Annotated in this window: 16 protein-coding genes and 1 tRNA gene; 11 read left to right on the top strand and 6 right to left on the bottom strand. The window is 27.7% G+C overall.

Annotated elements, in window-relative coordinates; translation table 11 throughout:
- Positions 1-26: 26 nt before the first annotated feature.
- The 3 genes from HNP63_RS01465 to HNP63_RS01455 all read right to left on the bottom strand — a co-directional run bounded on the left by HNP63_RS01465 (position 27) and on the right by HNP63_RS01455 (position 1,949).
- Positions 27-572, bottom strand: a complete 546-nt coding sequence (locus tag HNP63_RS01465) for a DUF3996 domain-containing protein (protein ID WP_011601091.1) — start codon at positions 570-572, stop codon at positions 27-29.
- Between the two features lie 188 nt (positions 573-760).
- On the bottom strand, positions 761-1,279 hold the full coding sequence (locus tag HNP63_RS01460) for a DUF3996 domain-containing protein (protein ID WP_011601093.1): 519 nt from the start codon (positions 1,277-1,279) through the stop codon (positions 761-763).
- 82 nt (positions 1,280-1,361) lie between these two features.
- Positions 1,362-1,949, bottom strand: coding sequence for a BAPKO_0422 family outer member beta-barrel protein (locus HNP63_RS01455; RefSeq protein WP_011601094.1), 588 nt, complete (start codon positions 1,947-1,949; stop codon positions 1,362-1,364).
- A gap of 206 nt (positions 1,950-2,155) precedes the next feature.
- Here HNP63_RS01455 and HNP63_RS01450 point away from each other — a divergent pair, with 206 nt between their 5' ends.
- Genes HNP63_RS01450 through HNP63_RS01425 form a run of 6 tightly spaced genes read left to right on the top strand, consistent with a single transcriptional unit; the run spans position 2,156 to position 8,584 of the window.
- Positions 2,156-2,698 carry a chemotaxis protein CheW gene (locus HNP63_RS01450; protein ID WP_110482907.1) on the top strand — a complete coding sequence of 181 codons (543 nt, stop codon included), beginning with the start codon at positions 2,156-2,158 and terminating at the stop codon, positions 2,696-2,698.
- A 12-nt stretch (positions 2,699-2,710) separates the two neighbouring features.
- The gene (locus tag HNP63_RS01445) at positions 2,711-3,022 is read left to right on the top strand and encodes an STAS domain-containing protein (RefSeq protein ID WP_004789559.1); all 312 of its coding nucleotides are present in this window, start codon (positions 2,711-2,713) and stop codon (positions 3,020-3,022) included.
- A gap of 15 nt (positions 3,023-3,037) precedes the next feature.
- Positions 3,038-5,179: a chemotaxis protein CheA gene (locus HNP63_RS01440; protein WP_183227044.1), complete on the top strand. Its 2,142-nt coding sequence runs from the start codon at positions 3,038-3,040 to the stop codon at positions 5,177-5,179.
- A 57-nt stretch (positions 5,180-5,236) separates the two neighbouring features.
- Positions 5,237-6,394, top strand: coding sequence for a CheB methylesterase domain-containing protein (locus HNP63_RS01435; protein ID WP_015055650.1), 1,158 nt, complete (start codon positions 5,237-5,239; stop codon positions 6,392-6,394).
- A 2-nt stretch (positions 6,395-6,396) separates the two neighbouring features.
- The gene (locus tag HNP63_RS01430; RefSeq protein ID WP_004789616.1) at positions 6,397-8,169 is read left to right on the top strand and encodes a BB0569 family chemotaxis protein; all 1,773 of its coding nucleotides are present in this window, start codon (positions 6,397-6,399) and stop codon (positions 8,167-8,169) included.
- Between the two features lie 40 nt (positions 8,170-8,209).
- Complete coding sequence (locus tag HNP63_RS01425) at positions 8,210-8,584, top strand: response regulator (protein WP_002557158.1); 375 nt, start codon at positions 8,210-8,212, stop codon at positions 8,582-8,584.
- Positions 8,585-8,818: 234 nt separating this feature from the next.
- On the opposite strand, the gene HNP63_RS01420 is transcribed toward HNP63_RS01425, so the two are convergent.
- Both HNP63_RS01420 and pyrH read right to left on the bottom strand, forming a co-directional pair.
- A tRNA-Leu gene (locus tag HNP63_RS01420) sits at positions 8,819-8,902 on the bottom strand.
- A gap of 8 nt (positions 8,903-8,910) precedes the next feature.
- Positions 8,911-9,600: a UMP kinase gene (gene pyrH, locus HNP63_RS01415; RefSeq protein ID WP_004789915.1), complete on the bottom strand. Its 690-nt coding sequence runs from the start codon at positions 9,598-9,600 to the stop codon at positions 8,911-8,913.
- A gap of 200 nt (positions 9,601-9,800) precedes the next feature.
- On the opposite strand from pyrH, the gene HNP63_RS01410 reads away from it, so the two are divergent.
- The 4 genes from HNP63_RS01410 to pyrG all read left to right on the top strand — a co-directional run bounded on the left by HNP63_RS01410 (position 9,801) and on the right by pyrG (position 14,378).
- A complete protein-coding gene (locus HNP63_RS01410) occupies positions 9,801-10,877 on the top strand; it encodes a glycosyltransferase family 2 protein (protein ID WP_004789610.1) in 1,077 nt (358 codons plus the stop codon).
- A 62-nt stretch (positions 10,878-10,939) separates the two neighbouring features.
- On the top strand, positions 10,940-11,746 hold the full coding sequence (locus tag HNP63_RS01405) for an ATP-binding cassette domain-containing protein (protein ID WP_183227042.1): 807 nt from the start codon (positions 10,940-10,942) through the stop codon (positions 11,744-11,746).
- Positions 11,747-11,752: 6 nt separating this feature from the next.
- Entirely contained in the window at positions 11,753-12,604 is an 852-nt protein-coding gene (locus tag HNP63_RS01400; RefSeq protein WP_183227040.1) for a hypothetical protein, read from the top strand.
- Between the two features lie 172 nt (positions 12,605-12,776).
- Positions 12,777-14,378: a glutamine hydrolyzing CTP synthase gene (gene pyrG / locus HNP63_RS01395; RefSeq protein WP_004789684.1), complete on the top strand. Its 1,602-nt coding sequence runs from the start codon at positions 12,777-12,779 to the stop codon at positions 14,376-14,378.
- Between the two features lie 16 nt (positions 14,379-14,394).
- Here the strand turns inward: pyrG and HNP63_RS01390 are convergent, their stop codons facing one another.
- Complete coding sequence (locus HNP63_RS01390) at positions 14,395-14,919, bottom strand: DUF1761 family protein (protein ID WP_183227038.1); 525 nt, start codon at positions 14,917-14,919, stop codon at positions 14,395-14,397.
- Between the two features lie 137 nt (positions 14,920-15,056).
- On the opposite strand from HNP63_RS01390, the gene HNP63_RS01385 reads away from it, so the two are divergent.
- A complete protein-coding gene (locus HNP63_RS01385) occupies positions 15,057-15,647 on the top strand; it encodes a hypothetical protein (RefSeq protein WP_004789491.1) in 591 nt (196 codons plus the stop codon).
- Positions 15,648-15,883 lie beyond the last annotated feature (236 nt).

Here is a 15,883-nt window from a genome sequence, read left to right as displayed (position 1 = left end):
TAAATTTAATGAATCATTATGCTAATTTAGATGTAGTACTTAGCGAATATTCCCCCAGCAAAGTTTAGTTTTATTCCTGAATAGGTTCTGTGATGTGCAAGGGATCTTATGTTTGAGATTAATTCTATTGAAGGCGCTATTTTTATACCCATTTCTAAATTTTCTGTAATGTCATAAAAAAGAACCAATGGAATTCTTATTCCAAATCCCAATTCTATATTTATTAATTTAGACGTGTGAGACGATAGGCTTAAATTTCCTCCTATTCCAACTCCTAAATTTAAATTTTTTATCAAATATATTGTAAAAATGAAATCAAGTGCTGCTATTGCTAATAAATTGAAATCATAAAATTTTGATTCAAGTTTAAAGCCTGATAAATTTATTCCATTACTACCGCCATAGCCTATTTCAAAGTCAATAAAAGGAAATGACATTATTAAGTTAATAATTGGATTTCCAATACCTCCCCCAAAGCCAATACCTCTATTTAAATATGAATCTTTTGCAAAACTATTTGTAGATATATTTGCAATCATAATCATGATGAATAATATGAAGATTTTTTTCACTATTGTCTCCCAAATATTATCTTGTTATTATAATATTTTATTTCAGAATTTTAAAACAATAAAAACAAGCTCTTGACCGTTTATATTTTGAGTTAAAGTTTTTTGGATTGGTTTTATTTTTTAACAATTGTTCTTTTTTTTAAAAAAAGAACAATTGTTAATTTTTTTTAAAAAAAAAGAATTTTATATTAAGTAAACCAGAATCTTACTCCTAATCCTGCAAACACTTCCCATCTAAATCCAATGCCATTGCTCCAAATATTCATTCCAAGTCCTGGTGCTATTCGTAAAAATATGTCAAATTTTTTTCTAGATACTGCAAGATTTAAAGCCAAAGGTAATCTTGCTCCAATGCTCATTGGTCCAGAGCCCGATTGACTGCCGCCAAATCTTGAAAACCATATTGTTCCATATCCTCCAGCTCCAACTGAAAAATCCAGAAAATTAGCAGCTCCCGGGAATGTATATATGTAGAAAATATAGTCCAATGCTATAAATAGCGTTTTCCAGTCTAAAAACAAATTATTTACTCCGCTGTAAAGACCAATGTCAAGATCAAAGTTTCCCATATTCATTTGGAAAGCAATTGGTAATGGGAGTATAATTCCCACTCCAAATTTCCCTCTTGCAGTTTTTGTTGAATTAGCAAATCCTGAGATTGGGGCTAATAAAATAATAATTAACGTAATAATTATTATATTTCTCATTGTTTTGTTATCTCCTAAGTGTAACATACTAGCTTTTTAAAAAATTTTAGTTCAATATTTTTTTTTATCTAAAAAGTGAAGACTATATCTTAAGAGAGCCTTTTATTCCGATAGAGAAGTTGCCTTTTATTGGAAATATTAAATTTCCGTTAGGTAATTGGCCAATAAAAATTGATGGTGTTGTTTTTATTATAATTTCAATAATGTCGTAATAAGCCTCATATCTTATTCCTAAGGGCAAACCCACTCCTATTTTATAGGTAATCCCAGAAAAATCATTTGTTAAATTTGAGTTTGTAATTTTGCCTATTTCACAAAATAGGCCAGTTCCTAAGAAAAAGATAAAGTTTGAATTTTTAATTCTTAAGTTTAAGAATATATAGTCAAAATATGTTTTAAATAGCAATACTACAGGCGATTTTGGAAAAAATTCCGAGACACTTAGTATTGTTACGCCTATTCCAATATCAAAGTTATTAATGCTGAATTCCATTGCGGTAGGATAAGGTAGAATAAAGCCGAATTTTATTTTAGTTTTTGGTTTTAAGCTGTCTATTTTTGGATTAATTGCACTGTTTTTAGATTTTTCGTTTGTGAAAATATTTTCAACATTATTGAAAAAGAATGTAATCATTATTAATAAACTGATTAGTTTGTTTTTGCTTTGCATGATTAACTTTTTTATTCTAAATTTAAATTAAACTACAACTTTATATTTAAATTATAAAATAGAATTCTTTTAAAATTATGTCTTTTCTTACTTATTAGAAATTAAATTTTATTAGTTTCTAATTTGTATTTATTAATATATGAGATAATATTAATCTTGATATTAGTATTCTATTTGCGATTTAAATTACATTTAAAGGGGTGTTTATAGGTATGGATTCAGATATACAAGACTCTTTAAGTCAGTACCTTTTGTTTAGTTTAGACGAACTTTATGCTATTGAGATTAAATATGTTGTTGAGGTTTTGGAATATACTAAGATATCAAAAATTCCAAGGACCCCTAGTTACATGGCAGGAATAATAAACAATAGGGGTAAAATCGTTCCAATAATTGATATTAGAAAACAATTTGGAATGAGCGATCGTGTTGTTGATGAGGATGATAAAAAGAGAAATAAGGGAGTTAATGTTTCAAATATTATTATATTGACTTTAGTTTACGAGGGAGATGAATTTAATCTTGGAATTTTGGTAGATTATGTTAACGAAGTTCTTGAATTAGATCCATTTAGCATTGATGATGCTCCTAAGATTGGATCAGGGTTTAATTCAAAATTTATTTCAGGAATTGGTAAGAGCAATAATAAATTTATTATTATTTTAGATGTAGAAAATCTATTTGATGTTAGAGAACTTTCCAGATTTAGAAATACAACAATATACGATCCCGAATATCAGCAGCAATAGGAGTTTTTAGTCATGATTTATAGGCCTGAGGGAGAGCTTGTAATAAATAGTATTTTTAAGGTAAAAGAAGATTTGTTGAATATTTTTAAAAAAATGAAAGAAGGGGATACTCTTACCATTGATCTTTCAAATGTTGAGAAAATAGATATTACTTTTATACAAATTTTATATGCATCTAATAAATATGCTAAGAATAGAAATTTATTTGTAAAAATTGAGTATCCATCCGATGAGGTTTTAAGCTCGTTGATATATGGCGGGTTTTTGACAGATATTGAAGATGTTGATAGCTTTGATTTGGGACTTAATTTAGTTGGATTTTAGATTTAAGGAAAGCTTATGGATAGTAGTGATGTGATTGATAAATTTAAGAATTCCTTTAAGGAAGAATCAATAGAAAATGTTTCAGATATTGAACAAGCACTTCTTAATCTTGAGGTAAGTTCAGACCAAGACATTATTAATTCTATTTTTAGAAATCTACATACCATAAAGGGAAGTTCTGGTATGTTTGGTTTTAATTTTACAGCATCGCTTGTCCACGAAATAGAAACAGTTCTTGATGTTGCAAAAGATGGTAGGGCTACTTTTAATCAAGCTGCTATTGATGCTACGTTAATGTCAGTTGATTTTATTAGGGAGCTTATTGAAGGAGATGAAGCAATTTCTGAGATTGATTTTAACAAGCGTAAGCAGTTTTTGATAAATGAAATTAAAAAGGTTTTTGAGCTTTCTAATGTTAAAGGTGATTTCCAAGAAGCCTTAGAAAATGATTTTTCAAAATCTGATAACAGTTCTGCTTTAAAAGAGTTTGTTAGAGTAGATTCAGATAATAAATTTGATGATGAGGCTTTGCGATCTGAATTTAAGAGCTATAAAATTCTTTTTTCTCCTGCTAAGGGTATTTTGTTTCATGGGCACAAGCCTATAAATTTATTGAGCAAGTTGATTAATTTGGGTAGTGGTCATGTTAGAGCCAAAGTAGATAATATTCCCGATTTAGAGCTTATTTCTCCTGATAATGTTTATGTTGATTGGGAGATAAGGTTAGATACAGAAGAGAGCAGAGAGAGTATTGAAGATATTTTTATATTTTTAGATTCTCAATCAAAAATTGATATTCAAGAATTGGATAAATGTTTTGATGCGGATAAAGGCAATAATGTAGAGCTTAAAAATTTTAATTTATTAGGTTTAGACAGAAGTGCTAAAGATCTTGCTAATTCTTCATTTAAAAAATCTGAATTTGTTGAGAAATCTTTTTTTAATGGAGATAAAAATAAATCTAATGTTCAAGATGATACTGTTAGAAGTAAAGTTAATATTGCTAGCATTAAGGTAGATTCTAAAAAGCTTGATCATTTGGTAAATCTTGTTGGAGAACTTGTTACAATACAATCAAAACTTTCAAAAGAGGCTGAAAATAGGAATAGTAATGTTTTAAATTCAATATCAGCAGAATTTTCTTTATTGATTAATGAGCTTAGAGATTATACAACAGGACTTAGAACAGTTCCTATTGAGATTCTATTTGTAAAATTTCAAAGGATAGTAAAAGATTTATCTACTAACCTTGGCAAGTCAATTCTTTACCATGCTTATGGAGGCGATACTGTTCTTGATAAAAGTATTATTGAAAAACTTAATGAGCCTTTGGTTCATTTAATTCGCAATTCAATAGATCATGGAATTGAATCGTCTGAAGAGAGAGAAAGGTTGGGGAAGGATCCTAAAGGAATTATTAAGCTTTCAGCATGTCAATCTGGAGATTCTGTTATTGTTACTATTGAGGACGATGGAAGAGGTCTTGATAGGGGCAAAATACTTGAAAAGGCCATAGAGCGCAATATAATTTCTGACTCAGCTGCCAAAACTTTATCAAATATTGATGTTTATAATTTGATTTTTGAGCCTGGATTTTCAACTGCAAGTTCGGTTACTGATATATCAGGTCGTGGAGTTGGTATGGATGTTGTTAAGAAACAGGTTGAATCCTTAAGGGGAAATGTTGTGCTTGAAAGTGAGCTTGGTAAATATACTAGAACTAAATTAATTTTTCCATTAACCTTGGCTATTATTGAAGGTTGGCTTGTCAGGGTAAAAGATGAACACTTTATTGTTCCTCTTTCTAATGTTGAGTCTTGTTTAGAATCTAATAAGTTAATTTCTCAAATAGATGGGGTTGAGACTAAAAGCAATGTAATGAATTATAGGGGCAGCATGATTAGTTTTATTCGGCTTAGAGAGTTTTTTCAGGTTTCTAGCGAGAAGAGTTTTAGTGAGCAAGTTGTTGTTGTGAACACAAATAGTGGAAAAATGGGCATTGTGGTTGACGAAGTTTTGGGGCAACATCAAACTGTTATAAAAGCTTTGGGTAAAATTTATTCTCGAGTGGAAGGTGTTTCAGGAGCCACTATACTTGGTGATGGAAGTTTGGCTTTAGTTGTTGATATAGATGCAATAACTAAGCTTATAAGATGAAAAAATCTAAAATACAGATTTTTTTGGTTTTAAAGGTAAAAATATTAAAATATAATAATGAAGATATTAGTAATTGATATTCAAGGACTTATAAAGCAGGTTTTTGTTAGGGCTTTTTCTAAAGATAATGATGTTGAAATATTAAATGCTGGCTTTAATTCTTTGAATCTTATTAATGTATTTTTACAAAAGTTTCCAGACTTAGTTATTATTGATGAGAATACTGCAAGATCTAATTTTGGGAATTCTTTAAACAATGTTCTTAATAATATATCCCTTCCAATTGTATTTATTGCACAAAATGAAATGTTTCCAAATTTTGGATGTCTTGAGCAAAGTAAAGAAAAGGTTAAATTAATAATAAATAAGCTTAATTTCAAGCTTACAGTTGATTTATTTCGCAGTAAGTATTTATCTTTAATAAAGCTTGAGTTGAAAAATCTAGGCAAAAATAAATTAATATCTTCATATGAGGTTAAAAGAATTCCTTCACCCGATTTTTCTAGTCATTCTAAGGTAGAATTGAAAAAAGATAGTTTAGATGATTCAAGTATAAGGAAAAGCTATAGAGTTTCTGATGTTATTAATTTTGCTCCCAAAAATGATCCAGATGTTGTTATTAAATATCAAGGTCTTCTCAATAAGCAGAGAACAGGCAAAATTATTGTTGTGGGCTCTTCAACAGGTGGCACAGAAGCGTTAAGGATTTTTTTAAGCTCTTTTAAAAAGGATTCGCCTCCAATTATTATTGTTCAACATATGCCGGGAGGATTTACAAAATCTTTTGCAAAAAACTTAAATAATGAGTTTAATATTGATATTAAAGAAGCCGAAGATGGAGACATTCTTCGTCCAGGTCTTGTAATAATTGCTAATGGAAGTTATCATTTGATTGTAAAATATGGTAGTGGAAATTATTTTGTCAACTTATTAGATGGACCTCTTGTTAGTAGACATAAGCCTTCTGTAAATGTACTTTTTAGGTCTGCTGCAATGTATGCAGGCGCTAATGCTATTGGTGTTATCCTTACAGGTATGGGAGATGATGGTGCTATTTGTATGCTTGAAATGAAAAAAAATGGCGCTTATACTATTGCCCAAGATCAAGAAACATCTGTTGTTTTTGGTATGCCAATGGAAGCTATAAAAATAGGAGCTGTAGACAAAATCCTTCCTTTAAGCAAAATAGCTGATCATGTTCTAAGGAGATCTTAGTAATGGATAACGACAATAATGATTTTTTTGCCAATGATTATTTGGCAACCTTATTTTATAAACTTGAAGCTTTTGATGAGAGTGCAAGGCATATTTATTCGAATTTAAGTAAATCAATTCCTAAATTAATAGAAAAAATTTCTAAAGATTCTAAAGATTTAGCTTTTAGTATTGACTTGATTTCTAATCTTGATCTTGAGAATGATTCTTCTTTGAATAATTTCATAGCTAAGATTATAGGAGCATTAGATGATTTTGTTGCTTACTTTAATTCTTCGACAACTTCTCTTGAATCTCAATTTAGTATAATACGGAGTAAGGTTAAAGATATAGAAATACTTGAAAATGTGATTGAAAAAATGAAAAAAAGCTCTCTTGATATGGAAATAATGTCTATTAATACGTTAACAGTTGCTATGAGAGCTGGTAAGGCTGGGGGAGCTTTTTCTTATATTACTAGTGAAATTAAGGTTTTAACTCAATCTATGATTAAACAGGCAGATCAACTTACCAGCAAGGGGCGTGAAGTTAAAATTGGTCTAGATAGGGCTAAAAATCAAGTGTATGAAAGCAATACGGCTGAAAATAAAATTCTTGAAGAATTTAGAGATAATTTAATGAAAAAAATAGATGATTTTTCAGATGGAATAGGAAGTGTTATTGCTCTTTATGATGATATTTTAAAAGTTTTATTAGAATTTAAGTTTAAACTTGTAAATTCTATTTCTTATCTTCAGTTTCAAGATAGGCTAACTCAATCTTTGCAACATTTAAACATTATGTATTCTAATATTGATGTTTTTAAATTTAAGGATATAAGCGAGATTCAAAAATTAAAAATTTTATCAATTTTTACTGATACGTCAAAAGTTATAGTAAAAGATGTTCTTGAAAAGCTTGAAAAAAATTATACTGTTTTTGAGAAATTTATTGATACTTCTCTTAGTTCTATTCAAACTATTAATGATTTAAGGTCTGATAATTCTTTATACATAGATATTCCTAAAATAATAGAACAATTTTCTAACATTTTGTCTGACCTGCTTAGAAGAATTGATGATGTTGAAAAGAATAATTCCAATTTTTTGAATTTATATTATGAACAGGTTAAGCTTATAAAATCATTAGAGCTAATGTTTTCAAATATTTCAGCTATTTCTACCAGGTTTCAAAATATTAATATAGCGTCAAAGATAGAAGTTGTAAAAAGATCGGAACTTAAAGCTATGGAGGGTAATATTTCAGAAATGTCGAAAATTATCAAAGAAATTGATTCTAATATTACCAAGGGAATAGAATTTTTAGATCAAATAATCTTTTTTCTTGAAAAAGTTGTTAAGGATTATGACAATAGATTTTATCTTGAAAAAAATTATTTTAATAAATTTAAAAAATTATTTATGGAAATTAAAAATGATATTCTCGATATTAAGAACGTAGCTATTGATAATATTTTGTCTTATGAAGTTTTTTCAATTGAGTTTATGGAAATATTTGAAGAAATGAAATTAGAAGTTTACAATGTTAGAAATTTAAAAAATTCTCTTTTGGATATAGATAATTTTTTAAGCAATATGGAAAGCAAAATAAATTTTAATCTTAATTTAGAATTATCTAAAGTTGGAATTCAATCTGTTGAAATTGAAGATAAAGAATTTGTCAATAGGATTGCTAATCGATTTACTTTATTTGTTCATAAAAAGCACTTATTATCTTTAATAGAAGAAGCTAAGGATGTTCATTCCTTTGATGAGGGTAGTGTAATTTTGTTTTAATTTTTATATACTTTTTGGGGGGGTTTTAGGAGAAAATTAGATGAAAAAAAGAATTTTGGTTATTGATGATAATAGGGCAATAAGGCAAAGTGTTGCTTATATTTTAGAACAAAACGGTTTTGGAGTCTCAGAAGCAAAGGATGGTTTAGAAGGGGTTTTAAAATTTAAAGAAGCAGTTGGGCAAGGAGATAAAGATTTTGATCTTGTTATTACAGATATTAACATGCCCAATTTAGATGGCATTGGCGTTATTAAACAGATAAGAGAATTTGGCAGCTTTGTTCCGATACTTGTTCTTACCACTGAATCTGAGCAATCTAAGGTTGATGAGGGCCGTAAAGCGGGTGCTACTGGGTGGCTTGTTAAGCCTTTTAATCCTGAAGCTTTAATGAAAACAATTTCAAAAATTTTTTAAGTTTTTATTTGTAGTTAATTTGTAGACTTTTTAAGTGTTTTATTAAAAATTAAAATTATTTTCAATATGTTCTTTTAGAATAAAGATAATGTATTGAAGGGGATATTTTATCCTTATTATAAGGATGTTAAATTTCAGTAGTATAAATATTTATGAAATTAAATTTTGCTTAAAAGAGCAATCATTATATAGTAATACTTGGTAATTTTGAAGTTTTTAAAAAAGCAATTAGAATACCGGTAGTCGGAGTCGAACCGACACGAAGTTGCCCCCATCAGATTTTGAGTCTGACGCGTCTACCAATTCCGCCATACCGGCATTAACTTTTATTTTACTATAACAGTGCCCAAAAAATCATTATTTTTGTTGAAAACTTTTTCTAAGTTTTCAATATTATTTCCATTTACTATGTAAAGGGTAAGTCCAAGCTTTGAAGAGAGTTTTGTTGCTATTGGATCAAAAGGTAAATTTAAACCTGGATTCCACTTTTGACCCACAATGTTTTGTAATTGTTCCCAATTTAATTTTTTAAAAGCCGTTGCGTTTTTGAATTTTTTTGGATCTTTATCGTAAACTTGATTTACATTTGTTATATTTATAATATCTTTTTTATTAAATTTTTCTGCAAATTTTACGGCAATGTAATCTGTTGAAAATCCCGATTTCCAGCCCGAAGCGATTAGTATTTTCCCTTTAAAAGAAAAGTTTTTTAAAGGATTAGTAACAATTTTATCTTTACAAAGAGGATTCATTACTTTACACAGAAATTCTGCGTTCAACTTTGTTGACATTATTCCAATCTCATCAAGCTCACTAACTTTAAAATTAGGGTTTATTTTTTTGTAGGCGTCTTGGTATTCTCTTGCAACTTTTCCTCCACCAACTATTAAAATGATTTTTCTTTTTTCATTTTCTAGTAACCATTTAAAAACAAAGTTTTTAAAGTTTTTAATGAATTCTATGTTGATTTGATTTGAATTTATTACTCCTCCTCCAAGACTTATTATTTCAAGCATTCAAGCTCCTTATTTAGGTTGATGTTTTTTAAATTTTTTACTTTTAATAATATATCAATTTCTGCTAAACTTTTCATTAAAAATAAGTTTAAAATCATACAAACTTGTTGATTATATATTACAATTTAATTGTTATGCAAAAAATTAAAAGAATTTGTTGTGAAGTGTTTTAGCTTTGTTTTTACTTAGCAGTTTTTATTTTGGAGGATATTGTGCATAAGTATAAAGTTTCTGTTATTATTTGTTTTTTTAATTCGGCTGAAACTCTTGATGCAATGATAAAGGATGCTGTTAATCAGACATTAAAAGATAAAGAAATTATATTAATTAACGATGGTTCTTATGATAATAGCTTAGAAGTAGCAGAAAAATATGCTAATAAGTATAGTTTTATTAAGATTTTTAGTCAAAAAAATATGGGGCTTTCTGCTTCTAGAGACAAAGGTCTTTCTGAGGCCCAAGGGGAATATGTTATTTATTGGGACAGTGATGATTCTGTGGAGAGTACTATGCTTGAAGTTTTGTATAATCGGGCAAAGGCAGATAATTCTGACATTGTTTGTTCCCAATTTTATGTTTATTTTCTTGCAATAAATGTAAAAAGAAAATCCCTTCTTCCTTTTCCTAATTACCCATTAACAGGTAAAGAGGCGTTTAAAAATTTGCTTTTTACTGTTTATGCAACTTTTGGAAAGAAAAATTTTGTTGTTGGAACGCTATGGGATAAATTGATTAGGCGAGAATTAATCTTAAAGAATAATATTCGCCAACAAAATGTAGTATTTGAAGATATAATTTTTGTTATGCAAATTTTTTTAAAAGCCTCTAAGGTTTCTTTTGTAAATAATTATTTTTATACTAATTTCCAAAGAATGGGAAGCATGAGCTCTTCTATTAGTGTTTTGCATAAAGCTAAATTATCTCTTAATACAATAGAAACTTTATTAAAAAGAGAAGGTGTTTTTAACGAATATCAACATTTGTATAAAAGATTTTTCTTGCAATTTTATTATTTTATTTCTTTTAAGCAAATTTATATTATTGGTTGGAATATTTCTGATAAGCTTGTTTATAGGGCTTATAAAGAAAAGCTTATTTCTGTTCTTGATGAGGTTAAATGTTCGTCTGAATTTCAAGATTGTTATGAATATGTAAAAAATTTTGGATTTAACGAAATTCAAATTCTGCCTAGGATTATGTTGAAAATTTGGAATTTTAGCTCAAGACTTTATGTAAATTTTTCTATATTTATTTATAACTTGTTCATAAAAAATTGAATTTATATTTTTGGGTTAATTAATTTTTTCCATATTTTAACCTTTAATTTTAAGGAGTATTTATGGCTATTGAAGCTATTAATGTAAAATTTTCCTATAAGAGAAAAGAAGTTTACTCAGATTTAAATTTAAACATTAAGACCCCCCAAGCTTATTTGCTTCTTGGTAAAAATGGAGTTGGAAAAACAACTTTACTTAAACTTGTAAGCGGACTTTTAGAGCCACTAAAAGGGCAGGTTTTGTTTAACTCTTTAGCAGTTTTTCCAAGAGATCCTTTGAATTTAGTGAATTTATTTTTTATTCCTGAAGAATTTTCACTTCCTGGATTGTCTTTGGCTGAATACAGTAAAGCTTTGTCTAGATTTTATCCAAATTTTAATAAGGCAGAATTTGAAAAATATTTATTAGATTTTAATCTCGATAGTTCTCTTGATCTATCTTCAGCTTCTTTTGGACAAAAGAAAAAAAGTATTATTGCATTTTCTCTAGCTACAAATGTTTCTTACCTGTTATTTGACGAGCCAACAAATAGTCTTGATATTGTTTCAAAAAATACCTTTAGAAATGTGCTTTCTAGTTTAAATGATAGAGTAATTTTTATTACAGGCCACAATGTAAGGGATTTGACAGGAGTTGTAGATTATTTAATTATTGTTGGAGAAAAGTCAATTCTTTTTTCCAATTCAGTATCTTATATTAATAAAAATTATAAGATTAAAACTATCAGTGAACTAAATGGAAATGAATTGTATTATGAAAAAAATAAAGATGGGTTTAAAGCACTTTATTTTGAGAGTAGCAATGGAGCTGAAGTTGTTGATATTGAATTTTTCTTTTTATATGTTACTGAAAGTAAAAAGGAGAGGTAAAAAAAGATGTTTTGCTTAAAAAGATTTTTAAATTTATTTTATTTTGATTTTTTTTATAATAAAAAATTCTATGGTTTGTTAATAGTTAAAATTTTAGGAATGATATTTATATCTTATTTTCTAGTTAGATTTTATTTTAATGTTACACCAATTGATTTTTTAAGATTTTTTGTTCCCAAAATTTTGATTTTAACCTTGATTGTATCGATGTTTGCTATGTGTAATTATTATAAAGTAATTCACGATCCGTTTAGAAATATTCTTTATTTATCTTTGCCTGTTTCAACTTTTGAGCATTATTTTTTCAATTTAATTAAATATTTATTTGCGTTACCTTTGATTTTAATATTTTTTTATTATTTAGGGTTTAATATTTTTTTATTTCTAGATAGTGCATTCTTTTTAAGAGGCGAGAGTGCTGTATTCTTAGAATTAAAATATCTTTCTGATTTTTTCTTTTTTAGTTATTTTAATTTTTTATCTATTTTTCCAATCTTCATGTTTTTTAGAATAACTTTTAAAACGCATCCTTTTGTTAAGCTTTTGATATTTTTTTTAGGGACCATTGTTTTATTGTTTTTTTTCACATCTTTTTTGCATTTGGTTTTTAAATATTCACCATGTTCTTCGGATTTAATTTTTTCTCTTGATAGATTTTTAGGCGACTTTTTTTTTAAAATGGTTTATAGTTCGGTATTTTTTTTATATTTAGCTTCATATTTTAAGATAGCAGAATTTGGAAGTGTTAGAAAAAAAAGCAATTTGTTTGCTATTGTAGGATTTTTAGTTTTTTTGGCAATGTTTAATTATTATTATTTAACTAAAGGCTCATTATATTGCTTTGTTAAGTATGATTAAAATAGTTTAAAAGATTTAAAACAAAGGCTTAGAAATAGCTTTGTAGCTAAATTAATAATTTTTATTTTAATATTTTTGTTTGTTTTAATGTAAGTAAGTATGTGATTTATGTATTCTTCTTAAGCGTAAGCTTAATTGGTTTGGAATTTAAATGTTTAATTTTGGGGTATAGATGAAAAAAAACTTAAAGATTTTAGTAATAACAGGGGGCGTAATCTCTGGAATTGGCAAAGGAGTTACATCGGCAAGTATTGCAAGGCTGTTTAGATATGATTTTAGGGTTACTCCAATTAAATGTGATGGATATTTAAATACTGATCCTGGGACTATTAATCCTGTTGAGCATGGAGAGGTTTTTGTTCTTGATGATGGAGGAGAGGTTGATATGGACTTTGGTCATTATGAGAGGTTTTTAAATCTTAATGCTAAGTCTAGTTGGAACATTACAATGGGCAAAATATACAAAAAAATACTTGAAAATGAGCGAAAGGGTAAATATTTGGGAAGAACAGTTCAGCTTATTCCGCATGTTACTGATGAGATTAAGTCTACAATTTTTCAGATTGCAAGTTCTGAGAATAGCGAGATGTTGATAATTGAAATTGGTGGAACCGTAGGGGATATGGAAAATATTTTATTTATTGAGACAGTAAGGCAAATAAGACATGAGGTTGGAAGTGGTAATATTGCTTTTATTCATTTAACCTATGTACCAAGTCCAGTTGGAATTAATGAGCAAAAATCTAAACCCACTCAACAAAGTGTTAAAACTTTAAATAAAGCAGGCATTTTCCCTGATTTGATTATTGCTAGAAGTTCTCAAGTATTGACAGATCAAATCAGAAAAAAAATAGCAATGTTTTGTAATGTTGAGAGTACTTCTATTATTGATAATATTGATGTTTCTACTATTTATGAAATTCCCATATCTTTTTACAAACAAGGTGTGCATGAGATTTTAAGTTCTAAGTTGAATATTAAGGTTGACCCAAAAATAGAAGAGCTTTCAAGGCTTGTAGGGATTATAAAATCTAATTTTTTTGTGCCTAAAAAAATTATTAATATTGCTATTTGTGGTAAGTATGCTGAACTTGATGATTCTTATGCGTCAATTAGAGAGTCTTTGGTTCATGTTGCAGCTAATTTGGATTTACTTATTAAAAGCACTCTCATTGATTCTAATGATTTAAATGAAAGCTGTTTGAAGGATTTTGACGGTATTATTGTTCCCGGCGGCTTTGGAGGTAAAGGATATGAGGGCAAGATTATTGCTATTAAATATGCTCGCGAGAATAATATTCCCTTTCTTGGAATTTGTCTTGGTTTGCAGCTTGCTGTAATAGAATTTGCTCGTAATGTTTGTGGGATACTTGATGCTGATACGGAGGAAAATCTAATAAAAGATAAACCTTTAAAAAATCCTGTTATTCATTTACTTCCCGAACAAAAGGAAATTAAGGATAAGGGTGCTACGATGAGGCTTGGAGGATATCCTGTGATTCTTAAAAAAAATACAATAGCTTTTAAGCTCTATGGTCAAGACAGGATAATCGAAAGATTTAGACATAGGTATGAAGTTAATAATGATTATATAGATTTATTTGAAAAAAATGGACTTATAGTGTCTGGATTTTCAAGTGATTTTAAAATAGCAAAATTAATAGAAATTCCTAAAAATAAATTTTTTGTAGCCTGCCAATTTCATCCAGAACTTATTACAAGAATAGAAAATCCAGCCAAGCTTTTTTTAGGGCTAATTAAAGCTTGTATTTGAGGACCTATTTATTTACTTAGTGGGTAGGTAGGTTTTCAAAATTAATGTTTGTAGTATTCTCAAATTGCAATATTTTATAGCTTAAAAATAATTTAGAGAATATGGTTAGCAATATTATTATTAAAAGGTCGAAAAAAGCATTAGCTATTGTCAAATTAAACGGTCTTTTTTTATAGATTATATCTTTTATTACATTAGGTAAGCTAAATGCAAGCCAAGTTATGCTAGATATTAGTATTGCAGATAATACATTATAATTTAAGCTTGTTAGGCCTTCAAGAGAGTTGTTAGTTAGGGTTATTAAATTGTTAAATAAATTGATAAGAGCGTTGATTAAAAAACTTTGTAATAGGTAATTAAAAGCTAAAACAACGATAACAATTATTTTGTATTGTTTGTTTTGAGTATTTAATGTGTTGACATTGCCAATTATTTTTTTTAATAATATTTTGCGATACATTATTTCTAATAATATATTAAATAAAGTCATGCTGACTATTAATATTAGATTAATATTTGAGAACATAAATTTGATTAACATAATTTTCCCCTTCATTTTAGGCAATGATTTAATTATAATTAGTATATAATAAAGTATTTTGATTTATTTAGTACTATTCTGTTTATTATTTTTTTATAATAGTTTTAATTTTTGGCAATTTTTATTAGGAGGATTGAATGAAAGAAGAAGACATTAGAAAAACAATTTTAATGAAAAGACTAGTTAAATATTTTTTCGATGAGCTTAAGTATAGAATGAAGATTCCTTGTCTTAGGGTAAACAATAAAGAGATGAGCACCAAGTACATACTTCTCAATCTTTTTAGGAAAATTGCAAATCTTCCTTTTAATAAGCAATATGAGATAGAAGAACAGTTTGCTCTTGAAGTTGGCGAGAGAGTTGTGCTTACGGATGCTGTTTTGATTAAAAGAATTGATCATGAAAGATGCGTTATTATTGGGATTGTTGAGGCAAAAACGGATCAAGTTGATCTTGATTATGAATTTAATAGATTTTTTCTTCAAGACAAAAAAACCAATGTTCTTTTTTGGCAACCCAAAAAAGTTATTCTTAAGCAAGATGATAAATTATTTACAACAGAATCAGACGATATTTTTAATTTTGACAATGATTTTAACTTGCCAAAAGTTAAGGCTAAATTAGAAGAGTTTATAAATATTTTTTTATGTTTTTTTTCTTACAGAGATGCTCTTTTTGAGTATAATGAAGCTAGCGGGCGTTACTCTTGGATAAAAAGAAGTAAATAAAATTTAATATTAGCTGTAAATTTAATTAAATAAGGAGAATAATTTGTATATTTAAATGATTTTATGGTTTAAGGTGAAAGCTTAAATTTATGTCAAAGTGTTAATTTTTATTATTTTTTACCATTAAAATGTAAAAATATTTTTTGTTTATTGATGTATTTGATTTGATATTAAAGTTAGAATAATGTGTCAAATTAAGTACTTGTGGCTCTATTCAAAAAAAAAAAAATATGGTA

It is taken from the genome of Borreliella afzelii (genome assembly GCF_014202295.1).
Classification (GTDB): domain Bacteria; phylum Spirochaetota; class Spirochaetia; order Borreliales; family Borreliaceae; genus Borreliella; species Borreliella afzelii.
The sequence above is the reverse complement of the archived record's forward strand: the minus strand, read 5'-3'. Positions and strand labels throughout refer to the sequence as shown.